Genomic DNA, 23205 nt, shown 5'->3' with positions numbered 1-23205 from the left:
CACCGCTACCCCACCGAAACCCCCCACCACCGAAAGGACGAGCCATGCTCCACAAGACGTGGCGCCGCGTGGCATTGGCCACCGCGGGTCTGCTTGCGCTCTCCCTTGCCGCCGCCTGTTCCGAGGACCCAAGCGAGTCGACTGACCTCTCCGAGAACAAGGTCGGCGCGATGGCCAACTACGGCGTCGGTGACCAGTTCAAGGCCACTGAGGCGCTCTCCTTCTCCACCCTCTACAACAACCACACGTTCTATCCGCTCAAGGAAGACTGGCTGTTCTGGTCGGAGCTCACCAAGCGGACCAACGTCAAGATCGAGCCGGTGGCCGTGCCGCTGAGCGACTACGAGCAGAAGCGCAGCCTGCTGATCGGCGCCGGAGACGCTCCGCTGATCATTCCGAAGACGTACCACCCGCAGGAGAACGCGTTCGTCTCCTCCGGGGCGGTCCTCCCGGTGAGCGACTACCTGGACCTGATGCCCAACCTCAAGGACAAGATCACCAAGTGGAACCTCAAGCCGGAGATCGACAACCTGCGGCAGTCCGACGGTAAGTTCTACCTGCTGCCCGGTGTCCACGAGAAGCCCACGCAGGACTACACGGTGCTGGTGCGCACCGACATCATGCAGGAGCTCAACCTGGCGGTCCCGAAGACCTGGGACGACTTTTACACGGTGCTCAAGGCGATGAAGGCGAAGTACCCGAACGTCTACCCGTACTCCGACCTCTTCAGCAAGCCCAACCCGACCGGCGCCCTGCTGAACATCCTCGGCTCGGCCCACGGCACCCAGGCGGGCTGGGACTACCAGCACGCCACCTGGGACCCGGCGGCGAAGAAGTTCACCTACACCGGCGTCTCCGAGCAGTACAAGCAGATGGTCACCTACCTGCACAAGCTCCTCGCCGAGGGCCTGCTCGACCCGGAGAGCTTCACCCAGACCGACGACCAGGCACGCCAGAAGCTCGCCAACGGCAAGTCCTTCGTGGTCACCGGCAACGCGCAGACCCTGGTCAACAACCACCGGCCCGACCTGGCCAAGACCCTGCCGAACGCCAAGATGGCCAAGATCCCGCTGCCGATCGGCCCGGCCGGCGAGATCAACCCGTTCCCCCGGTTGGAGAACGGCATCATGATCTCCACGAAGGCCCGGGAGAGCAAGAACTTCGTGGCCATGATGCAGTTCATCGACTGGCTCTGGTATTCCGACGCCGGCCTGGAGTTCGCCCGCTGGGGCATCGAGGGCACGACCTTCACCAAGGACGCCTCCGGCAAGCGCACGCTCAACCCCGGAGTCGACTTCCTCGGCCTCAACCCGAAGGCCCCCAAGCACCTGCAGAAGGACTTCGGCTTCCAGAACGGCGTCTTCGCCTACGGCGGCAGCCCCGACCTGGTCCGCGGCTTCTTCTCCCCGGAGGAGCTGGAGTTCCAGAAGGTGATGGACGCCCGCAAGCCGAGGCTGGTGCCCCCGCCCGCTCCGTTGAGCGACGAGGAGCGCGAGCAGGTGTCGCTCTGGGAGACCCCGCTGAAGGACTTCGTCACCCAGAACACGTTGAAGTTCGCCCTGGGTCAGCGTCCGCTCAGCGAGTGGGACGCGTACGTGGCCGAGCTGAAGGCCAAGAACTCCGACCAGTACATCGACCTGGTCAACAAGGCGTACGAGCGGTTCCAGAAAGACAACGGCTGATCAGCGGGAGTCCGGTCGGGCGGCCTGTCGCGGCCCGACCGGAACCCCGGCGACCACGGATCAGCTGAGTCGACCGGAGGGAGCGACAGTGAGTGGCGCGACTCAGACCCGGCGACATTTCGGTGACGGACCACTGTCGCGGATCACCTCGCGCGTCTACATCCTGCTCGTGGTCGAGCTGCTCTTGCTGCTCACCACAGTGCCCGCCCTGCTTCCGCTGTTGGTGCTGGGCCGCGACCCCAGCAACCTGCCGCTGGCCGCGCTCCTCCTGGTACCGGTCGGCCCGGCGATCTCCGCCGCCCTGCACGCCCTGCGCCACCAGCGAACCGACCTGACCGACCTGCACCCGGCCGCCCTGTTCTGGCGTGGCTACCGGGCCAACGTGTTCGGCGCGCTGCGCGTCTGGGTGCCGACGCTGCTGTGGTTGACGGTGCTCGCCGTGAACCTCGCCTACCGCGGCGCGGTCGGCCTGCCGAGCTGGTGGGCGGTGCCGCTGGTGCTGATCGGAGTGGGCGTGACGCTCTGCGCGGCCAACGCCCTGGTGATCACCTCGCTGTTCGACTTCCGCACCCGGGACGTGCTCCGGCTGGCCGTGCACTTCCTCCTGCGTACCCCCGGTGTCTCCGTCGGCAACGCCCTGCTGCTGGCCGCGGCGGCCGGGATCACCGCGGTCTTCTCCGAAGCGGTGCTGATGCTGCTCGCCTCGATCGCGGTGCTGGCGTACCTGCGCGTCAGCGATCCGATGATCCACCTGATCCGGAAGGAGTTCACCAGATGAGCCTGCCGCTCAGCGCCAAGGTGCCCTTCGGGGGCGACTACAACCCGGAACAGTGGCCCGAGGACGTGTGGAAGCAGGACTACCGTCTCTTCGACAGCGCACGGATCGACCTGGTCACCCTCGGGGTGTTCGACTGGGCGTTCACCCAACCCGCCGAGGACACCTACGACTTCGCGCTGCTGGACAGGATCGTCGAGCGGGCCAGTGCCGAGGGACGCGGGATCTGCCTGGCCACCGGCACCGGGGCCCACCCGCCGTGGTTGGCGAAGGCGTACCCCGAGGTGACCCGGACCGACTTCGAGGGCCGCAAGCACCGGTTCGGGCAGCGACACAACTCCTGCCCCAGCTCGCCGGTCTTCCGCCGGCTATCCACGGAGCTGGCCCGCCGGGTCGCCCGCCGCTACGCCGACACCCCCGCGGTGCTCGCCTGGCACGTCGGCAACGAGTACGGCGGCGCCTGTTACTGCGCGCTGTGCGCGGCCGGCTTCCGGAGCTGGCTGCGCCACCGCTACGGCACCCTCGACGAGCTGAACGAGGCCTGGTACACCACCTTCTGGTCGCACACCTTCACCGACTGGGACGAGATCGAGCCGCCGTCGGCGCTGACCGAGCACTGGCGCGGCCCGGACCGCACCGCGTTCCCGGGCATGACAGTGGACTACCTGCGGTTCACCTCCGACGCGATGCTGACCAACTTCCGCGACGAGAAGACGGCCATCCGAGAGTCCAGCCCGACGCTGCCGGTGACCACGAACCTCATGGGCATGTACCGGCCGATCGACTACCACCGCTGGGCCCCTCATCTGGACTTCGTCTCCTGGGACAACTACCCGCCCGACGACGAGTCGGCGGCCCGGATGGCACTGACCCACGACCTGATGCGCGGGCTCAAGGACGGCCAGCCGTTCTGGCTGATGGAACAGACCCCGAGCTTCACCGCGTGCCGCGACGTCAACCCGTTGAAGCGCCCCGGTCTCATGCGGCTGTGGAGTTGGCAGGCCGTGGCGCACGGCGCCGACGCGGTGCTCTTCTTCCAGCTGCGTGCCTCTCGCGGGGCCAGCGAGAAGTACCACGGTGCGGTCATCGGGCACGCCGGTCGCTCCGACACCCGGGTGTTCCGGGAGGTCGCCGAGCTGGGCGCCGAACTGGAACGGCTCGGCCCGGCGTCGCTGGGCGCGCGGACCCCGGCCCGGGTGGCGCTGCTGTTCGACTGGGACAGCTGGTGGGCGTTGGAGCTGTCCGACGGCCCGTCCCGGCTGGTCCGCTACCAGCAGGTCGTGCTCGCGTACCACCGGGCGCTCTGGGACGCCGGTGTGGACCTGGACGTCGTCGCGGTTACCGCCGACCTGTCCCGCTACGACGTGGTCGTGGCCCCGGCCCTGCACCTGCTCAAGGGTGACCTGCCGCAGCGGCTGGAGGCGGTGGCGACGCGCGGCGGCTCGGTGCTGACCACCTACCTGTCCGGCCGGGTGGACGAGAACGACCAGGCGTTCCTGATGGACGTGCCGGGCCCGCTCGGGGAACTCATGGGCGTCCGGGTCGACGAGTGGGACGCCCGCGGCCCGGAGGTGGTCAACAGGGTCCGCCTCGGCGACGGCGCGGATCAGGTCGACGTCGACGCGCGGCTGCTGTTCGAGCTGGTGGTTCCGCAGGGCGCGCAGGTCATCGGCACCTACCAGGCCGACTTCTACGCGGGCACCCCGGCGGTGACCCGTAACCCCTTCGGTGCCGGCGACGGCTGGTACGTGGCCGCCGGGCTGAACCAGGTCGGGGTGTCCTGGGTAGTTCGGCAGGTGCTCGCCCGGCACGACCTGCTCGGGCCCTACCCGGACGTGCCGAACCTGGAGTCCGCCGTCCGGGTCGCGCCGGACGGGTCGCGGCTGCTGTTTCTGCTCAACCACCGCGCCGCGCCGGTCGAGGTGACCGCCCGGACCGGCGGCGTCGACCTGCTCACCGGCGACCGTACGGCGGCCGGCACGGCCCTGCGGCTGCCGGCGTACGGGGTTGTCGTGCTGGAGGAGGACCGGTGAACGCCGAAGAGTCGGTGGAGTTGGAGCAGTTGATGTTCGTCGAGGAGCCGATGGATGGTGACGAGCCACGCGTCCACCCGGCCTGGCTGCCCCCGGAGGCGTTCCGGTCGCTCGGCGCGCGCCGCGTCCTCCTGCACGGCGAGGGGTTGCTCGTCGACACCGTCCTCAACGAGGTCTCGCGCGCCTGCGCCCGTTACGGCGGACGGGTGTGGCACTCCCCGTCCTGGGACGTCGACGTCGACCTGGTGCTCGCCCTGCGCGGCGCCGGTGAGCTGCCCAACCCGGCGGTGGAGGCGGCGCGCGCCGCCGGCGAGGCGGCGCTGGTCGAGCTGGGCGACGGCGGGACGCTCGGCGACGAGGGGTTCGTGTTGGCGCGGGCCGGCGACGTCACCGCGGTGCTGGCCGACGCGCCCGCCGGCCTGCTGTACGGGCTCTTCCACGTGGTTCGGCTCTGTGCGGCGGCCTTCGACAGGGCCCGACCGCCGGAGCGGCACCGGCCGGCGCTGCGCCGACGCATGCTGAACCACTGGGACAACGTGGCAGTGCACCCGGTGATGGGCCAGGTCGAACGGGGGTACGCGGGCGGCTCCATCTTCTGGCAGGACGGCCGTCCGCGCGGCGACCTGGCCCGGGTGCGGGAGTACGGGCGGCTGCTGGCCTCCTGCGGGGTCAACGCGATCTCGGTGAACAACGTCAACGTCGCCCGCACGGAGGCGCTGCTGCTCACCGAACGACTCGGCGACGTCGCCGAGATCGCCGACGTGCTGCGCCCGTACGGCATCCGGGTGCACCTGTCGGTCAGCTTCGCCGCGCCGGTGGTCCTCGGTGGCCTGCCGACCGCCGACCCCCTGGACGAGGCAGTGCGGGTCTGGTGGGCCGCTACCACCCGGCGGGTGTACGACCGCATCCCCGACTTCGGCGGTTACCTGGTGAAGGCCGACTCGGAGGGGCAACCCGGCCCGTTCACGTACGGCCGCGACCACGCCGACGGGGCGAACCTGCTGGCCGAGGCGCTCGCCCCGCACGGGGGAGTGGTGCACTGGCGGGCGTTCGTCTACAACCACCACCAGGACTGGAGGGACCGGTCCACCGACCGGGCTCGGGCGGCGTACGACCACTTCGCCCCGCTCGACGGGCGGTTCCGCACCAACGTGGTCGTCCAGGTGAAGTTCGGCCCGGTGGACTTCCAGACCCGCGAGCCGGTCTCACCGGTGCTCGCCGCGATGCCGGCGACCCGGCTGGCGGTGGAGTTGCAGGTCACCCAGGAGTACACGGGCCAGCAGCGGCACGTCTGCCACCTCGGCCCGTGGTGGAGTGAGGTGCTGCGTTTCGCCCCCTGGGGGCCGGGCGGACGGACCATCGCCGACGTGGTCACGGGGGAGGCGGCGGCTGGCGGCGGGATGGTCGCCGTCGCCAACGTCGGCGACGACCTCTTCTGGACCGGGCATCCGTTGGCGCAGGCCAACCTGTACACGTTCGGCCGGCTGGCCTGGGACCCTCGGCGGGACCCGACGGCCATCCTCGACGAGTGGATCACGCTGACCTTTCCGCCGTCGGCGACCGCCGACGCGGAGTTGGTGCGGCGGACCCTGCACGAGATCATGGACGACTCGTGGCGCACCTACGAGCGCTACACCGCCCCGCTGGGCGTCGGCTTCATGGTCAACCCGGGCGGCCACTACGGTCCCGGAGTCGACGGGTACGAGTACACACGGTGGGGCACCTACCACTTCGCCGACCGCGACGGCGTCGGCGTGGACCGCAGCCGCGCGTCGGGCACCGGCTTCGCCGGCCAGTACCCGCCGTACTGGGCCCAGGTGTACGAGTCACCCGAAACCTGCCCCGACGAGCTGCTGCTCTTCTTCCACCACGTGCCGTACGGGCATGTGCTGCACAGCGGCTCGACAGTGATCCAGCACATCTACGACACCCACTTCGCGGGGGTCGAGGAGGTGACGGCGATGCGACGGAAGTGGCAGACGTTGACCGGCATGATCGACCCGAGCGTGTACGAGCGGGTCGCCGAACGCCTCGACGAGCAGGTGCGCTGCGCCACCGAGTGGCGCGACCAGATCAACACGTACTTCTTCCGCAGGTCCGGGGTGCCGGACGAGCGAGGGCGGGACATCTACTGAGCGGCGGTGAGGCGCGGCCCGGCCATCCGGTCGGGCCGCCCTCGTGCCGTGCGCCGCAACGGCCTGGCAGGTTCCGAAAACGTCCCGATAATTTATCGCGACCCATCGGCGCTGACCATGTCCGTCGATGCCCATTGCTGCGCTGGTGACCGCCGCAACCGTTGCGGCGAAAGGTTTCCGGAAGTCTTGACAATCGAGTGTCCTCGATCGAAGCTGACATGGTCACGCGAGCCGCGGTCAAGGTCGGGCGAAGGGCAGTCCTCGACTTAAGTCCCCTTCCACGCGCCTTTTTCGCAAGGGATCGCGACGATGACACTGAAGACGAGAATGCTTGGCGTCGTCATGGCGGCCGTGACACTGGCCGCCGCCGCGTTGACGTTCGCCACTCCCGCGTCGGCGGCGACGCTCACGCAGGTGACCAACTTCGGCACCAACCCCACCAACCTGCAGATGCACCTGTACGTCCCGGACCGGGTGGCGACCCGACCGGCGATCCTCCTGGCCATGCACTACTGCACCGGGACGGGCCCCGCGTTCCACTCGGGCACCCAGTACGCATCCCTCGCCGACCGGTACGGGTTCATCGTGATCTACCCGTCGGCCACACGCAGCAGCAGGTGCTGGGACGTCTACTCGCCGCAGGCGTTACGCCGTGGCGGCGGCAGCGACCCGGTCGGGCTCATGTCGATGGTCGACCACGTGCGGCAGCGCTACTCCGCCGACCCCGCGCGGATCTTCGCCACCGGCACCTCCTCCGGGGCGATGATGACCAACGTCATGCTGGGCGTCTACCCGGACGTGTTCGCGGCGGGCGCCTCGTTCGCCGGGGTGCCGTTCGCCTGCTTCGCCACCGGCGGCACCTCGGAGTGGAACAGCCAGTGCGCCAACGGCCAACTCATCCGGACCGCACAGCAGTGGGGTGACCTGGTCCGGGAGGCGTACCCCGGCTACACCGGCCAGCGGCCCCGGATGCAGATCTGGCACGGCACCAACGACGAGACGCTGCGGTACCCGAACTTCGGCGAGCAGGTCAAGCAGTGGACCAACGTGCACGGGCTGAGCCAGACCCCGACGTACACCGACTCCCCGCAGTCCGGCTACACCCGCACCCGGTACGGCAGCAGCGGCCCGATGGCGCCGGTCGAGGCGATCAGCATGCAGGGTGTCACGCACAACCTGCCGGTCGACGCCGCGCAGGTGATCCGCTTCTTCGGGCTGGACGGCACCGCGCCGCCGACGACCCCGCCGCCGACGACCCCACCGCCGACGACGCCGCCCCCGACCACGCCGCCGCCGACCACTCCGCCCCCGACCACGCCGCCGCCGACCACTCCGCCCCCGACCGACGGCGCCTGCCGGGTCGGCTACACGGTCAACGCCTGGAACAGCGGCCTCACCGCGAGCGTGGCCATCACCAACACCGGTGCCACCGCCGTGAACGGCTGGGCGCTGACCTTCACGCTGCCCACCGGGCAGCGCATCACCAGCGGCTGGAACGCCCAGTACGCCCCGGCGAGCGGTGCGGTGACCGCCCGCAACGTCTCCTACAACAACACCATCGCCCCGAACGCGTCGGTCGAGATCGGCTTCCAGGCCACGCACGAGGGCGGCACCGGCAAGCCCACCTCGTTCGCCCTCAACGGTGCCGCCTGTTCGGTGTCCTGATGTCCCTTCCCACCCCACCACCACCCGCAGAAGGAGTCACACGATGAGAAGTACGAGATGGAAGGCGGCATCGAGAGCCGCGCTCGCGCTGGCCGGCGCGGGCGCCCTCGCCGCCGGCATGGCGCTGTTCGCGACGGCGCCGGCAGCCGCCGGGACGACGCTCGGCGCGTCCGCAGCCGAGAAGGGTCGGTACTTCGGTACGGCGGTCGCGGCGGGCAGGTTGTCCGACAGCGCGTACACCACGATTCTGAATCGTGAGTTCAACTCGGTGACCCCCGAGAACGAGATGAAGATCGACGCGACCGAGCCGCAGCAGGGCCGGTTCAGCTACGGCGCGGCGGAGCAGATCGTCAACCACGCCCGTACCCGGGGCATGAGCGTGCGCGGTCACACCCTGGCGTGGCACTCGCAGCAGCCCAGTTGGATGCAGAGCATGAGTGGTAGCGCGCTGCGCTCGGCGATGCTCAACCACGTCACGCAGGTGGCCACCCACTTCCGCGGTCAGGTCGTGGCGTGGGACGTGGTGAACGAGGCGTTCGCCGACGGCAGCTCCGGAGGCCGTCGCGACTCCAACCTCCAGCGCACCGGCAACGACTGGATCGAGGCGGCTTTCCGGGCGGCGCGTGCCGCGGACCCGGGCGCGAAACTCTGCTACAACGACTACAACACCGACAACTGGACGCACGCCAAGACCCAGGGCGTCTACAACATGGTGCGCGACTTCAAGGCCCGTGGCGTGCCGATCGACTGCGTGGGCTTCCAGTCGCACTTCAACAACGAATCCCCGTACGTGAGCAACTACCGCACCACGCTGTCGAGCTTCGCGGCGCTCGGTGTGGACGTGCAGATCACCGAGTTGGACATCCAGGGCGCGTCGGCGAACACCTACCGCAGCGTCGTCGAGGACTGCCTGGCCGTGGCCCGCTGCAACGGCATCACGGTGTGGGGCATCCGCGACAGTGATTCGTGGCGGGCTTCGCAGACCCCGCTGCTGTTCAACAGCAACGGCTCGAAGAAGCCCGCATACGACGCGGTCCTCGCCGCGTTGAACAACGGCACCACGCCCACGGATCCGCCGACCGATCCGCCGACCGACCCGCCCACCGACCCGCCCACGACTCCGCCTCCGGGCTCGGGTGGCTGCACGGCGACGGTGTCGGTGAACCAGTGGACGGGTGGTTTTGTGGCCACTGTGAAGGTGACGGCCGGTTCGTCGGCCATCAGCGGCTGGACGGTCGGCATCGGTCTCCCGTCCGGCGCGACGGTCACCAACGCGTGGAACGCCAACCGCAGCGGTAACACCGGCACGACGAACTGGACGAACGTGGCGTACAACGGCCGGGTCGGCGCCGGACAGTCCACGGAGTACGGCTTCCAGGCCAACGGCACCGCCGGCAGCCTCAGCCCCACCTGCTCAGCAAGCTAGAGCCCCACCGGCCGGTGCGGAGGCCACGCCTCCGCACCGGCCAGCCCTCGTTGATCAAGAGGTTTGCGTCATCCTGCCTGGCCTGTCATGACGCAAACCTCTTGATCACCGGGGCGGGTGGGGGCGGGGGAGAGGCGGGGAAGAGGCGGTGGCCGGGTCAGTCGCCGGAGAAGCCCCAGAAGTAAATCTCCTCTGGCTTGCCTTCGGCGTCGTGCAGGACCGCGCAGCGGCCGAACCACCTCTGCTCGGCCAGCCCCTCGATGGCGGCCAGATGCTCGCGGGTGAGGCGCTCGGTGCCGGCATGGCGCAGTGCCTCGGCAGCGCTCACCGGCTCGACAGTGCCGAATTCGGGTCGCTCGCCCTCGTCGAGGACTCGGTAGACGTCGAGGATGGAATGGGTGCCTGATTCCTGCACCCATTCGTCGTTGAACAGCTCGTCCATCGTGGCGGGACGGTTCGGGTAGTCGCTCGCCGAGTTGGGGGTCTCACCCCGGGCCCACCAGTACTCGCCCTCGGCGAAGATCCTGTCCCGCAGCGCGTCCAACGCCGCGTCCAGGTCTGGCTGGTACGTGACGAAGTAGTTCCACCCGGATGCGCCCACCACTGCCTCTTTCCTCGACGTGTCAACAGTGCCGGCACGGTAGCGGGCAGCACCGACATCGGTGGCGGGGCAGGCTTCGTCGGAGGTGGTGGTTAGCCGTCGATGCGGGTGATGTTGCGGATCTTGTTGGACGCGTCCAGGGCGGCGACCTTGTACGCCTCGGCCAACGTCGGGTAGTTGAACACCGTGTCGACCAGGTAGTCGATAGTGCCGCCGCAGCCCATCACCGCCTGACCGATGTGGACGATCTCGGTCGCGGCGGTGCCGAACACGTGCACCCCGAGCAGCCGGCCGTCCTCGGGGGAGACGAGCAGCTTCAGCATGCCGTACGAGTCGCCCACGATCTGACCCCGGGCCAACTCGCGGTAGCGGGCGATGCCCACCTCGAACGGTGTGGAGCTCTCGGTGAGCTGTGCCTCGGTCTGCCCGACGAAGCTGATCTCCGGGATCGTGTAGATGCCGATCGGTTGCAGGCCGTGCATCTCCCGGATCGGTTCGCCGCAGGCGTGTTGTGCGGCCAGCCGGCCCTGCTCCATTGAGGTGGACGCGAGCGCGGGGAAGCCGATCACGTCGCCGACGGCGTAGATGTTCTCCACCGAGGTGCGGTAGTTGGCGTCGACGGTGATCCGGCCGCGTCGATCCGCCTCCAGCCCGGCCGCCTCCAGTGCCAGGTCGTCGGTCTGGCCCTGCCGCCCGGCCGAGTACATCACCGTGTCCGCGACGATCTTCTTGCCGCTCTTGAGGATGCACAGCGCCGCGGTCTGGTGCTTCTCCACGGCGGCCACCTCCTCGCCGAAGCGGAACGCCACCGAGAGGTCGCGCAGGTGGTACTTGAGGGACTCGACGACCTCGTCGTCGCAGAAATCCAGCATCCGCTCGCGGCGTTCCACCACTGTCACCTTCGTGCCGAGCGCGGCGAACATCGAGGCGTACTCCATGCCGATCACGCCGGCGCCGACCACGACCATGCTGCGGGGTACGGCCTGGAGGTTGATGACGCCGTCGGAGTCCACGATCGTCCGGTCGTCGAAGTCGACGCTGTCCGGGCGGGCCGGGCGGGTGCCCGCGGCGATGACCAACTTGTCGAAGGTCACCTTGGAATCACGACCGGAGCCGTCGTCGACCCAGATCGAATGGGCGTCGGCGAAACGCCCGGTGCCGGTGATCATCGCGACCCGGTTGCGGGCCAGCTGATTGCGGATGACGTCGGTCTGTCGGGTGATGACGTGCTGGGTCCGGGCGGCCAGGTCGCTGACCGTGATCTCCTCCTTGACCCGGTAGCTGCTGCCGTAGAGGTCCCGCTGGCTCAGGCCGGTCAGGTAGAGCACGGCCTCGCGCAGTGTCTTGGAGGGGATGGTGCCGGTGTTGATGCACACCCCACCGATCATGTCGCGGCGGTCCACGATGCCGACCCGCCTGCCGAGCTTGGCGGCGGCGATCGCGGCCTTCTGACCGCTGGGTCCGGAACCCAGCACCAACAGGTCGTAGTCATACACAGGCGCTAGCGTCGCAAGTTGTCGCGGCGCGCGCCAGCCCCCGGGGTCGAGCGTTATTCGTCTGCCACAGTGCAGAGGCCGCCATTCAGCGTGATCTCCTCCGGCGGTTGCGTGCCGGTGGCGACGAGCCCCAGCGACACGGTGCCGCCGGGCGGGATCACCGCGTTGCGGCTGGTGTTGGCCACCCGGAGGTAGCTGTTGTTGAGGCGGTCGACGACCTTCGCGCCCCAGATGCCCCGCACCTGCTGGCTGGCCCAGAATCGCCACGTCATCGTCCACCCGTCGACCGCCGTCGAGCCGGTGTTCGTGACGACGAGGTGCGCCACGAAGCCGTCCGACCACTGCCGCACGACGGATCGGACCGCGCAGCTCGGCGGTGGCGGCAGTGTGGTCACCGTGACCGGCGCGGACAGGGGGGACAGGTGTCCGACCTCGTCGCGGGCCTGCACCACGAAGGTGTACGTGGTGCTCGGCGCCAACCCGCTGATCTGGGCGCTGTTCACGGGCGGGTACTGGTACACCTCACGGACCCGGGTGAGAGTGCCGCCGACCCGGAACACCTCGTACCGGTCGAGCGCGACGTTCTCCACCGAGTGCGCCCACCGCAGCCAAACCACAGTGGCGGCGATGTCGTACGCCACCGGTTGACCCGGCGCGCTCGGCGGTTGGTCGTCGCCCGGTGGCATGGTCAACCGCACTGTCGGGTTGGACACCGAGCTGTTGCCGGCCGCGTCCTCCGCCCGCACCGAGAAGGTGTACGTGCGCGACGGCCGCAGGTTGGTGATCCGGATGCTGGTGGTGTCCGTCGAATACTGGGCGCCGGAGTCCTCGAACTGCGCGCCGACCGGATAGCGGACCACGCCCACGTCGTCGGTCGAGGCAGCCCAGGTCAGCTCGACCCAGGTGGTGTCGATGGCGACGACGGTGATCGGGCCGGGCGCGGTGGGGCGTTCGGTGTCGGCGGCGGCCTGCGCCGGGGTCGCGCCGGCGGCGACCAGCGTTGCCGTCAGTGCGCACGCAACCAGCGCGGCGGCCCTGGACCGGATTCCTCGGAACGAATGGTGACGCACGATGAAGTCCTCGCTTCCGGGTGACCGCAGCGGACCAGGCATAGACTGGCCTAGATTTTAGGGCAGCTGTGGCCAGGCCGGTGCCCCGTCAGCCGACGAGGCGGCGCTCCCAGGCCCAGGCGGCGACCTCGACCCGGTTGCGGGCCTTGAGCTTCATCTGCACGCTCGCCAGATGGGTCTTGACAGTGCCCACGGCGATGAAGAGCTGGGTGGCGATCTCGGCGTTGGTCAGGCCCCGGGCGACGAGCTTCACCACGTCGAGTTCCCGTGGCGACAGGCCGCCGTCGTCGCGCGCCGGGGCAGGCGAGCTGAGGTGCTCCAACAGCCGTACCGTGATCGACGGGCTGATCAGCGCGTCGCCGGACACGGCCGCGCGGACCGCCTCCACCAGCAGGGCCGGACCGGAGTCCTTGAGCAGGAAGCCGCACGCGCCGTTGGAGAGCGCCGTGTGCACGTACTCGTCGAGGTCGAAGGTCGTCACGACGACCACCCGGATCGGGTCGGCGACGCCCGGCCCCGCGAGCAGCCGCAGTGCCTCAAGACCGTCGAGGCGGGGCATCCGGATGTCCAGCAGCACCACGTCCGGGCGCAGTCGTCGGGCCAGTTCGACGGCCTGGACGCCGTCGGCGGCCTCGCCGACCACCTCCATGTCCGACTGAGCGCCAATGATCATGCCGAAGCCGGTCCGGACCATGGCCTGGTCATCGGCGATCAGCACCCGGATCACCGCGCCACCGCCACCTGGAGCGGGAAGGCCGCGTCGAGCACCCAGCCACCGGCGACGCCGGGTCCGGCGGTGATCGTGCCGCCGAGGGCGCGTACCCGCTCGCTGAGGCCGATCAGGCCGAAGCCGTGCCCGCGGGCCGGTGCGGTGCGCGGCGACGCGCCGTCGTCGGCGACCCGGACCAGCAACCAGTCCGGGGTGCGCCGAACGGCCACGTCCACCGACCGCGCGTCCGGCGCGTGCTGGCGGGTGTTGGTCAGGCCCTCCATCACCACCCGGTACGCCGACGTCGAGACCTCCACCGGCAGCCCGTTGAGGTCGCCGTCGACGTGCAGTAGTGCCGGCGCGTTCGCCGCGCCGTTGAACCCGGTGAGCAGCGGCTCCAGCTCGGTCACCCCGGCCAGCGGAGCCAGCGGCGCGTCCGGCGGTGCGTCCGGGTTGCGCAGGATCCCGACCATCCGCCGCATCGAGGCCATCGTCTCCGCGCCGGCCCGCTCAATCTGCTCCAGGGCCACGATCACCCGCTGCGGGTCCAGCTCGGCGACGAACCGGGCGCCCTGCGCCTGCACCACGATGCCGGTGACGTGGTGGGCGATGAAGTCGTGCAGGTCCCGGGCGAACTCGGCACGCTGCTCGGCCCGGACCAGCGCGATCGCCCGCTCCCGGCCGGCGGCCACGATGCGCAGGTAGAGCCCCACCCCGGCGGCGCCGGCCGCGGCGAGCACCTGGAGCAGGCCGAAGATCACCAGGAGGCTCTCGGTGCCGACGCGCAGCGGTAACGCGGCCACGGCGAGCCCGGCGGCCACCGCCGCCCACGGGGCGAGCCGCGGCGCGCCCCAGCGGGCCACCACGAAGACCACCCCGATCAGCCCGGCCGACTCGGCGAGCCCCCAGCTGCTGCTGATCAGGTAGCTGCCGTCGAAGAGGACCAGGACAGCTGCCGTCACGGCCAGTGAGGCGCAGGCGAGCACCAGCGCGGCCAGCGGCAGCAGCCGCGAACCCAGCCGGTGCACCGGCAGCCAGAGCGGCACCGTTGCCACCGCCAGCCCCATCCGCACCAGCAGGAGCAGGAGGGCGGCCATGCTCTCCGGCGCGCCGAACCGCAGGTCGAAGAGGGCGAGCAACCCCATGGCCACCAGCCCGGCGGCCTGGGCCAGACGTACCCACCATCGTCGAAGATCCGGCGTGCTCATGGTGACCCAGCGTAGCCAGCCGGGTGGTGATGGCGGATCGGCCAAAAGGCAGACCCGGCGTCGGCGATACCCGGCCCCGGGCCGATGCGCCCACCCGCCGGTGGCGGCGACGCTCTCCGGGTCACCACGCAGCCACTGGAGGAACGATGACAACCCACGCCCCGCCGGAGACCAGCCACGCCGCGGTCGCCGCGGTCGACCTGGTGAAGGTGTACGGCAGCGGCGACACCGCCGTCCGTGCCCTGGACGGGGTCTCGGTCGGCTTCGGCCGAGCCGAGTTCACCGCGATCATGGGCTCGTCCGGGTCCGGCAAGTCGACACTGATGCACTGCCTCGCCGGCCTCGACACGGCCACCTCCGGTCACGTCCTGCTCGGCGGCACGGAGCTGACCGGCCAGTCGGACCGAACGCTGACCCGGGTACGCCGGGAGCGGATCGGGTTCGTCTTCCAGTCCTTCAACCTGCTGCCGCAGCTCACCGCCGCGCAGAACATCACGCTGCCGCTGGACCTCGCCGGTCGGCAGCCCGACGCCGAACTCCTCGCGCACCTGGTGCGGGTGCTGGGCCTCGGCGACCGCCTGAACCACCGGCCCAGCGAGCTGTCCGGCGGCCAACAGCAGCGGGTGGCGCTGGCTCGGGCGCTGGTGGCACGGCCCGAGGTGGTCTTCGCCGACGAGCCGACCGGCAACCTCGACTCCCGCTCCGGCGCGGAGGTGCTCACCATCCTGCGCGACTCGGTCCGCGACCTCGGCCAGACCGTCGTCATGGTCACCCACGACCCGATCGCCGCCGCGTACGCCGACCGGGTGGTGATGCTCGCCGACGGGCGGCTGGCCGGCGAGATCGACAAGCCGGACCAGGTGTCGGTCACCGACGCCCTGCGTGATCTGGCGGCCCGCCGATGAGGGCGACGGTGCTGCGTACCCAGACGACCGCCGCGGCCCGGCGGCCCGGCCGGCTGATCCTGACCGGCCTGGCGATCCTGGTCGCGTCGTTCGTCGTCTTCGGCACCGTGCTGGTGCAACAGATCACCGAACGCACCGTGCGGGACAACCTCAGCGGCACCCCGGCCGTCACCGACCTGGTCATCGGCAGCGTCGACGTGCCGCCACCCACAGTGACCGACGTGCGGCAGATCCGGGCCGTGCCCGGTGTGGCCGAGGCGGTCGCCCGGGTGGCGACCGGGGTCTCCATCGGCGAGGGGTACCTCAACCTCCAGTCCGATCCGGGCACCGGCCCGCTGAGCATGGTCCGGGTGATCGAGGGCAGCTACCCGGACCAGCCCGGCGAGGTCGCGATCACGCCGCGCACCGCCGAACGGCTCGGGCTCTCGGTGGGCACCACCACCAGCGGTACCGGCGGTGAACTCACCACGCCCGCCCCACTCACAGTGACCGGCGTGGTGGACGTCGGCGCCGACGCCGGCTACGACGCGTACGCCACCGACAGCGCCGTGATCGCCTGGGCACGCCTGACGACGGTGGAGCGCGTCGACGTGCGGGTCACCCCCGGTGCTCCGACCGAGGCGGTCCGCCAACGGGTGACCGCTGCGGTCGCCGGCCAGCCGATCCGCTCCGGCGCCGAGGTGCGCGAGGCCGAGGCCCAGGCGGCGGCCCAAGAGGTCGGGAGGCTCTTCATCCTGGTCGGCATGTTCGTCTCCATCGCGGTCGTCGCGGCCGCGCTGGTGGTCACCTCGACCTTCCGCATCGTCTTCGCCCAGCGGATGCGGCAGCTCGCGCTGCTGCGGGCGGTCGGCGCGAGTCGGGCCACCCTGGTGGGGGCCCTGACCGCCGAGGGAGCTCTGACCGGGCTGGTCGCCGGTGTCGTCGGGGTCGCCGGCGCCCTCACCCTCGGCTACGCGCTGCCGGCGATCCTGCGCGCCACCGGCCACGCGGTCTCCTCGCCGGGCCTGCCACTGGCGGCGGCGGTCACTGTGGTGCTCGGCGCCGTCGTGATCACCGTGCTGGCCGTGCTGGCACCGGCGCTCTCCGCCGCCCGGGTCTCCCCGCTGGAGGCACTGCGGGCGGCGAGCGTCACCGCCGGCCGCCGTGGCATCGGCGTGGCGCGTCTGGTCTTCGGGCTGCTCCTGGCCGTCGGCGCGGTCCTGGCGGCGGTCGGGACGATCAGCCAGTTGCCGAAGCCGGACCAGTCGGACTACGACCCGTCGATGCCGCTGCTCCTGCTGGTCGGGTCCGGCGCGCTGGCGTTCTTCGCGCTGGTGGCACTCGGCCCGCTGCTGGTGCGCCCGGTGCTGGCCGTGGTGGGTTGGCCGCTGCGCCAGCTCGGGCCGCTCGGGCGGATGTCGGTCGGCGGGATCGGCGGGGCGCCGCGCCGGGCCGCCGCGGTCTCCGTCGTGGTCGCGCTCGGCGTGACCCTGATCTCCGGGGTGGTCATCGGCGGCGCGTCGTTGCAGATCCTCGCCGACCGCGAGATGGCGCTCTCGGCCCCGACCGACTTCGAGGTCACCAGCAACGGCGGGACGCTGCCACCGGCCGTCGTGACCCGGGCCGAGGCGGCGCGCGGTGCGCTGGCCACCGTGGTGCCGTACCGGATGGTCGGCGACGCCACGCTGCTGCGCGGCACCGACAAACTCGGCGACGCCGAGTCCGGTTACCCGACCAGCGACCTGAACCTGGCGGCGTTGCCGAGCACCGGTGACCTGGACGTCGCCCAGGGCACCCTGAGCGATCGTGGCCCCGGCCGGATCGTGCTCAACAGCTGGGTCGCGCGGGACGCGGGCCTGCGGGCCGGCGACACTGTCACGCTCGCCGTCGCCGCCGGCACTGTCGACGTGCGGGTGGCAGCGGTCCTGCCCGGCGACGGGCCGCTGCACGCGGGCATCCTCGCCGATCCGGCCGACCTGGACCGGCTCGGTGTGCCGGCCGCGTACACCGGTCTGCTGGCCGACGCGGCCGGCGCCGGCGAGGACGGTCGCACCGCCGGCGTGCGGGCGCTGCGGCAGGCGATCGAGGGCAGCGACGGGGTGGGCCTCGCGGTGCTCGCCGACGAACGGGACCGCAACGACGCGTTGGTGCGCACCCTGGTCTGGATCGCTGTCGGTCTGGTCAGCCTGACCGTGCTGATCGCGGTCGTCGGCGTGGGCTCCACGACCGCGCTCTCGGTGGTGGAGCGGGTACGCGAGTCCGGCCTGCTCCGGGCGATCGGGCTGTCCCGGACCGGCCTGCGCACCATGCTGACCGTCGAGTCCGGCCTGTACGGGGTGATCGGCGCGACCATCGGTCTGGCGCTCGGCATCCCTTACGCCTGGTTGGCGGTCCAGACCCTCGGGATCCAGGCACCGCTGACCGCACCGCTGCTGCCGCTGGCCGGGCTCTTCGTGGTGCTCGTCGGGCTGACCGCGCTGGCCGGGGTGCTGCCGGCCCGTCGGGCGTCGCGGGTCAGCCCGGTGGAGGCGCTGGGGGCCGACAACTGAGCACCGTCATGGGGTGGCGCCGCCCGCCGGTATCAATGTCTTCGTCGCCACGGATGCCGTCACGGGTGCATGGACGCACCCTTGAGCACCTTGTCCACCACGTTGCGCGACGCGTGCAGCGCCAGGCCCACCAGGTCGAGCTTCTCCCGTCCGACCGCCTGGACGGCGGCGCGGTTGTCCCGGTCGTTGCCGGTGGCGAACAGCTCGGAGGTGAAGATCGCCACCCGTAGGCCACGGGCGAGGGCGCGGGAGTGTGCGCCGACCAACGTCGCCCGATCCCCGGCGAAGACCAGCACCGGCTGGCCGAACATCGGCAGGTAGCTGGTGCCGTCCGCGTCGCGGTACTCCTCGCCGACCAGCTCCGGCAGCGTGCTCGCGATGCCGCTGACCAGGAAGGCGGTGATGTTCAGCAGTTGCCAGCTCGCCAGGTCGTTGCGGAGCAGTGCGGCGATCTTGGTGGGAAAGCGGATCGGTTCGGTCATGGCGTCGAGCCTGCCCGCCCCGACGCCTACCGGTCTTGTACGTTCTTAGCGTGGCCACCCGCCCGGCGGGCTCGCACGTCAGCGCGTGGCGACCCGCGGTAGCCGGGGTCGCCGAGGTCTTCCACGCCCATTTCGTGGACCACGCCTACCCTCGGCACATCCACGAGGTGTGGACGCTGTTGATCGTCGACGACGGCGCGGTCCGCTTCGACCTGGACCGGCACCGGCACGGCGCGCTGCGCACGTCGGTCACCCTGCTGCCGCCGTACGTGCCGCACGACGGCAGCTCCGCCACACCGGACGGCTTCCGCAAGCGGGTCCTGTACCTCGACACCTCGGCGCTCGACGCCGAGCTGGTCGGCCGGGCCGTCGACGAGCCGGACCTTGCCGATCCACAGCTGCGCGACCGGATCCACCACCTGCATCAGGCGCTGGCCGAGCCCGGCGCCGAGTTCGAGGCCGAGAGTCGACTCGCGTTCATCCTGGACCGGCTGCGCCGCCAGCTCCGCCAGCGCTCCCCGGCCGCTGGCCAGCCGGCCGGCCGCGGCCTCGCCGTCCGACTACGGGAGCTTCTGGACGCCCGGACCGTCGAGGGCGTCACGCTGGGGGAGGCCGCGCAGTTGCTGCACGCCCACCCGACCCACCTGGTCCGGACGTTCACCCAGGTGCACGGCGTGCCACCGCACTCGTACCTGACCGGCCGTCGGGTCGAGCTGGCACGTCGCCTGCTCCTCGCCGGGCAGCGGCCCGTCGAGACAGCCGTCGCGGCCGGCTTCTTCGACCAGGCGCACCTGACCCGCCACTTCCGGCGCTACCTGGGCGTCAGCCCGGCCCGCTACCCCGCTCGGAGCTGATCGCGGTCAGACGAGCTGGGCACCGATGACGGAGAGCAGCCGCAGCTTGTCGTCGCTCGGCGACCCGGGCACGGCGGTGAAGACCAACAGGGTCTGCGACTGGTCGGGGTCCACCAGCGTCTGGCAGTGCAGCTCCAACGCCCCGACCTCCGGATGCACGAAGTGCTTCGCCGGGCAGTAGCCGGCCGGCACCGGGTGCTCCCGCCACAGCCGCGCGAACTCGACGCTCCTGGCCAACAGGTCGTCGACGAGCGTCGCGGCCCGCGAGCCGCGCCCGTCACGGGTGTACGACGCGTGCAGGTGCGCCACGAGCAGGCGACTCTGCGTCTCGTGGTCCTCCGCCGGGTGCAGCTGCCGTGCCGCCGGGTCGGTGAACCAGCGGTGGTGCGCGCTGCGCGCCAAACCGGTGTACCGGGTCTCGTCACCGAGCAGGGCGATGGCCGGCGCGGTCTGCGCCAGGGTCTCGCCGAGGTGGTTCACCACCTGGGCCGGGGTGTCGTGCATCCGGTCGAGGATCCGCATCATTCCCGGGTTCACGTGGTCGGCCCGCACCGCGCGGCGCGGAACGGCGTGATCGGCGAGCTGGAACAGGTGGTCGCGTTCGGCGAGGGTGAGCCGCAGGCCCCGGGCCAGGGCGGCGAGCATCTGCTCCGAGGGGTGCGGCCCCCGCTGCTGCTCCAACCGGCTGTAGTAGTCGGTGGACATCCCGCTCAACGTGGCGACTTCCTCGCGCCGCAGCCCCCCGGTGCGCCGGCGCGGGCCCCGGGGCAACCCGACGTCCTCGGGCTGGAGCGCCTCGCGGCGGGTGCGCAGAAAGCTGGCGAGTTGGGCGCGGTCCACGGTGACTCCGTTCGGTGGGTGCCGGCGGGTGGACCGGCACGTGGATTGCAACAGACCAGCCCCGCCCCGGTGTTCCACCCCGCGCCCGCCCCGCCCCGCCCCCGGTTTCGCGATCTTGCACTTCCTGTCGAGACATAAGGTTTGTAACACCCCATGTCGGCGACCGTAAGTGCAAGATCGGCGCGGGCGTTGGTACGGGGGGCAGGGGGCAGGGGGGTTGTGGCGGTCAGCGCTGGATGGACTTGGTCTCCAGGAACTCCTCCAGGCCGAAGCGGCCGAACTCGCGGCCGTTGCCGGAGTGCTTGTAGCCGCCGAACGGGGCGAGCGGGTTCCAGTGGCCGGCGTTCACGTCGACCTGGCCCACGCGCAGCCGCCGGGCGATCGCCAGCGCGTGCTCCGGCTCACCGAAGACGCCGCTGGTCAGGCCGTACAGCGTGCCGTTGGCGATGGCCACGGCCTCCTCCTCGTCGGCGTAGGGGATGATCGTCAGCACCGGGCCGAAGATCTCCTCCTGGGCGATCGCGGAGGCCGGGTCGACGTCGGCGAAGATCGTCGGCTGGACGTAGGCCCCGACGGTCAGCCCCTCGGGCCGCTGCGGGCCGCCGAACACCAGCCGGGCGCCGTCGGCGATGCCCCGCTCGATGTAGCCGACGACCTTGTGCCGGTGGGTCTCGGACGCCATCGGGCCGATCCGGGTGGCCTCGTCGCCCGGGTCGCCGACTGTGTACTGCTTCGCGGCCTCGACGGCCAACGCGACGACCTCGTCCTGACGGGAGGCGGGTACCAACATCCGCGGCCACGCGCCGCAGACCTGACCACCGTTGGCGAACGCCATCATCACGCCCCGCTCGACTGCGGTGGGCAGGTCGGCGTCGTCGAGGATGAGGGTCGCGCCCTTGCCGCCCAGCTCCAGCGCGACCCGCTTGACGGTCGCCGCGGCCACCGCGGAGATCCGCTGCCCCGCCCGGGTGGAGCCGGTGAAGGAGATCATGTCGATGTCCGGGTGGGCGGAGATCGCCTCGCCGACGGTCGCGCCGGTGCCGTAGACGACGTTGAAGACACCCGCCGGTACGCCGGCCTCGGTGGCGGCCTCGGCGAGGATGCGCGCGGTCAGCGGCGCGTTCTCGGACGGCTTGAAGACCATCGTGTTGCCGGCGAGCAGGGCCGGCGCCAGCTTGGAGACGATCTGCTGAAGCGGGAAGTTCCACGGCGTGATCGCGCCGACCACGCCGATCGGCTCGCGGACGATCAGCGAGTTGCCGACCTCCTCGGACCAGGCGAAGTCGTCGGCCAGGCCGGCGATGGACTCGACCACAGCGGCCGGGAACGCGACCTGGGCCGTCCGGGACATACCGATCGGAGAGCCCATCTCGGCGGTGATCGCCTGGGCGATCTCCTCCGTGCGGGCGGCGAGGCCGGCGCCGAGGCGGCGCAGCACGTCCGCCCGGTGCTGCGGCGTGGTCGCCGACCAGGCCGGGAAGGCGGCTCGGGCGGCCGCGACGGCGCTGTCGACATCGGCGGCGGTGCCGGCCGGGGTCTCGGCGACGACCTCGCCGGTGGCCGGGTTCACGACGGGAAGGGTGCCGGCGGAGCCGGTGACGGTCTCGCCACCGATCCAGTGGCCGGCGACGGTGTAGGTGGAAGGTGTCATGGACCGACCGTCGCACCGCTGCCGAACCCCAACCAGGTGCGGTCTATCCACGGTTCCGCGATCCCCGGCTGGGGCCCGGCCCACTCAGAGCGCGAGGACGATCCGGCCGGCGGTGGTGCCGGCGTCCTCGCCGAGCCCAGCCGCTCCGGCATCACGCCGCGCTGGCAGCCCTCGCCGGGCGACCTCGACGCCGTGCTTCGCGAGGTCCGGGCGAAGGGCTGGGCGCTCGCCGACCAGGACCTGGCGCCGGGAATCCGGTCCGTCGCCACCGGCGTACGCGACGGCGACGGGCGCGTCGTCGCCGCCATCAACGTGACAGTGCACGCCGCCGAGACCTCGCTGGAGACCCTGATCGAGGAGCACCTTCCGAGGTTGCTGCGCGCGGCCGCCGACATCGGGGCACGACTGGGCGCTCACCGCCGCCGTGCCGGTGGTCACGGCCCAGCCGAGCTAGACCTCACGTCGGATCGTCCGGGGCAACGCCGACACCCGACCGGATGTCATAGTGCCGCAATGAAGGAAGACCTGCACAGTTACTTGAAGGGCGGCCGCGAGTCGCTGCTGTGGAAGCTCGACGGGCTCGGCGAATACGACATTCGGCGTCCGTTGACCCCGACCGCGACCAACTTGCTCGGTCTGGTGAAGCACTCGGCAGCCATGGAGATCCTCTACTTCGGCGTCGTGTTCGGCCGACCGTTCGAGCAGGAACTGCCCTATGTCGGCGACGGGGCGGAGACCAATGCCGACATGTGGGCGAGCGCGGAGGAGACCCGCGAGGAGATCGTCGCACTGTACCGTCGCGCGATCGCCCACGCCGACACCACCATCGAAGCCCTTGCACTGCATGAGGTTGGCCACGTGCCGTGGTGGGGCGGTGCGGCGGTCACGTTGCACCACGTCCTGGTCCACGTCACAGCGGAAACCCAACGGCACGCCGGCCACGCTGACATCGTGCGCGAACTCATCGACGGCGCGGCCGGGCTGCTGTCCAGGAACGACAACCTGCCTCCCGTGGCCGAGTCATGGTGGCTGGGCTACCGCCAGCGAGTGGAGCAGGCTGCCCTCGACGCCAGCAGGTGCAGCAGCTAGTTCTCCGCCGGCCATGGCAGCCAGATCGCCGGCTTGCCGCCTGGGCCGGGCTGGCG

At 71.0% G+C, this 23205-nt stretch carries 18 protein-coding genes; 10 read left to right on the top strand and 8 right to left on the bottom strand.

From position 1 onward, the window contains the following. Window positions 1-44: 44 nt before the first annotated feature. The 6 genes from ABZS40_RS10285 (at window position 45) to ABZS40_RS10260 (ending at window position 9716) form a co-directional block, all read left to right on the top strand. Complete coding sequence (locus ABZS40_RS10285; protein WP_354943013.1) at window positions 45-1682, top strand: extracellular solute-binding protein; 1638 nt, start codon at window positions 45-47, stop codon at window positions 1680-1682. Window positions 1683-1770: 88 nt separating this feature from the next. Then, window positions 1771-2460: a DUF624 domain-containing protein gene (locus ABZS40_RS10280; RefSeq protein WP_354943012.1), complete on the top strand. Its 690-nt coding sequence runs from the start codon at window positions 1771-1773 to the stop codon at window positions 2458-2460. Further along, the gene (locus ABZS40_RS10275; protein ID WP_354943011.1) at window positions 2457-4490 is read left to right on the top strand and encodes a beta-galactosidase; all 2034 of its coding nucleotides are present in this window, start codon (window positions 2457-2459) and stop codon (window positions 4488-4490) included. The genes ABZS40_RS10280 and ABZS40_RS10275 overlap by 4 nt, the downstream gene beginning before the upstream one ends. Next, window positions 4487-6625 (top strand): alpha-glucuronidase, encoded by a 2139-nt coding sequence (locus ABZS40_RS10270; protein ID WP_354943010.1) that lies wholly within the window; start codon window positions 4487-4489, stop codon window positions 6623-6625. The genes ABZS40_RS10275 and ABZS40_RS10270 overlap by 4 nt, the downstream gene beginning before the upstream one ends. A gap of 309 nt (window positions 6626-6934) precedes the next feature. Beyond that, complete coding sequence (locus tag ABZS40_RS10265) at window positions 6935-8290, top strand: PHB depolymerase family esterase (protein WP_354943009.1); 1356 nt, start codon at window positions 6935-6937, stop codon at window positions 8288-8290. Between the two features lie 118 nt (window positions 8291-8408). Next, a complete protein-coding gene (locus tag ABZS40_RS10260; RefSeq protein ID WP_354943051.1) occupies window positions 8409-9716 on the top strand; it encodes an endo-1,4-beta-xylanase in 1308 nt (435 codons plus the stop codon). 157 nt (window positions 9717-9873) lie between these two features. On the opposite strand, the gene ABZS40_RS10255 is transcribed toward ABZS40_RS10260, so the two are convergent. The 5 genes from ABZS40_RS10255 to ABZS40_RS10235 all read right to left on the bottom strand — a co-directional run bounded on the left by ABZS40_RS10255 (window position 9874) and on the right by ABZS40_RS10235 (window position 14800). After that, window positions 9874-10317 (bottom strand): hypothetical protein, encoded by a 444-nt coding sequence (locus tag ABZS40_RS10255; RefSeq protein ID WP_354943008.1) that lies wholly within the window; start codon window positions 10315-10317, stop codon window positions 9874-9876. Window positions 10318-10409: 92 nt separating this feature from the next. Continuing rightward, a complete protein-coding gene (sthA, locus tag ABZS40_RS10250) occupies window positions 10410-11813 on the bottom strand; it encodes a Si-specific NAD(P)(+) transhydrogenase (RefSeq protein WP_354943007.1) in 1404 nt (467 codons plus the stop codon). 53 nt (window positions 11814-11866) lie between these two features. Continuing rightward, window positions 11867-12883, bottom strand: coding sequence for a cellulose binding domain-containing protein (locus ABZS40_RS10245; protein ID WP_354943006.1), 1017 nt, complete (start codon window positions 12881-12883; stop codon window positions 11867-11869). An 88-nt stretch (window positions 12884-12971) separates the two neighbouring features. After that, window positions 12972-13610 (bottom strand): response regulator transcription factor, encoded by a 639-nt coding sequence (locus tag ABZS40_RS10240; RefSeq protein WP_354943005.1) that lies wholly within the window; start codon window positions 13608-13610, stop codon window positions 12972-12974. Continuing rightward, entirely contained in the window at window positions 13607-14800 is a 1194-nt protein-coding gene (locus ABZS40_RS10235) for a histidine kinase (RefSeq protein ID WP_354943004.1), read from the bottom strand. Before ABZS40_RS10235 ends, ABZS40_RS10240 begins: the two co-directional genes overlap by 4 nt. Before the next feature lie 146 nt (window positions 14801-14946). Between ABZS40_RS10235 and ABZS40_RS10230 the strand changes: the two genes are divergently transcribed. After that, on the top strand, window positions 14947-15705 hold the full coding sequence (locus tag ABZS40_RS10230; protein ID WP_354943003.1) for an ABC transporter ATP-binding protein: 759 nt from the start codon (window positions 14947-14949) through the stop codon (window positions 15703-15705). 8 nt (window positions 15706-15713) lie between these two features. Beyond that, window positions 15714-18233 (top strand): ABC transporter permease, encoded by a 2520-nt coding sequence (locus ABZS40_RS10225; protein WP_354943002.1) that lies wholly within the window; start codon window positions 15714-15716, stop codon window positions 18231-18233. Between the two features lie 59 nt (window positions 18234-18292). On the opposite strand, the gene ABZS40_RS10220 is transcribed toward ABZS40_RS10225, so the two are convergent. Further along, complete coding sequence (locus tag ABZS40_RS10220; protein ID WP_354943001.1) at window positions 18293-18715, bottom strand: DUF2000 domain-containing protein; 423 nt, start codon at window positions 18713-18715, stop codon at window positions 18293-18295. A gap of 50 nt (window positions 18716-18765) precedes the next feature. Here ABZS40_RS10220 and ABZS40_RS10215 point away from each other — a divergent pair, with 50 nt between their 5' ends. Next, on the top strand, window positions 18766-19569 hold the full coding sequence (locus ABZS40_RS10215) for an AraC family transcriptional regulator (RefSeq protein ID WP_354943000.1): 804 nt from the start codon (window positions 18766-18768) through the stop codon (window positions 19567-19569). A gap of 6 nt (window positions 19570-19575) precedes the next feature. Here ABZS40_RS10215 and ABZS40_RS10210 read toward each other — a convergent pair whose 3' ends face one another. Then, window positions 19576-20409, bottom strand: a complete 834-nt coding sequence (locus tag ABZS40_RS10210) for a helix-turn-helix transcriptional regulator (RefSeq protein WP_354942999.1) — start codon at window positions 20407-20409, stop codon at window positions 19576-19578. A gap of 226 nt (window positions 20410-20635) precedes the next feature. Continuing rightward, window positions 20636-22060 (bottom strand): aldehyde dehydrogenase family protein, encoded by a 1425-nt coding sequence (locus ABZS40_RS10205; protein WP_354942998.1) that lies wholly within the window; start codon window positions 22058-22060, stop codon window positions 20636-20638. 36 nt (window positions 22061-22096) lie between these two features. On the opposite strand from ABZS40_RS10205, the gene ABZS40_RS10200 reads away from it, so the two are divergent. Further along, entirely contained in the window at window positions 22097-23149 is a 1053-nt protein-coding gene (locus ABZS40_RS10200; protein ID WP_354942997.1) for a DUF664 domain-containing protein, read from the top strand. The last annotated feature ends 56 nt before the right edge of the window (window positions 23150-23205 follow it).

The organism is Micromonospora sp. NPDC005324 (assembly GCF_040607155.1).
In the GTDB taxonomy this organism is placed as follows: domain Bacteria; phylum Actinomycetota; class Actinomycetes; order Mycobacteriales; family Micromonosporaceae; genus Micromonospora; species Micromonospora trifolii.
This window is presented reverse-complemented; position numbering and strand designations above follow the sequence as displayed.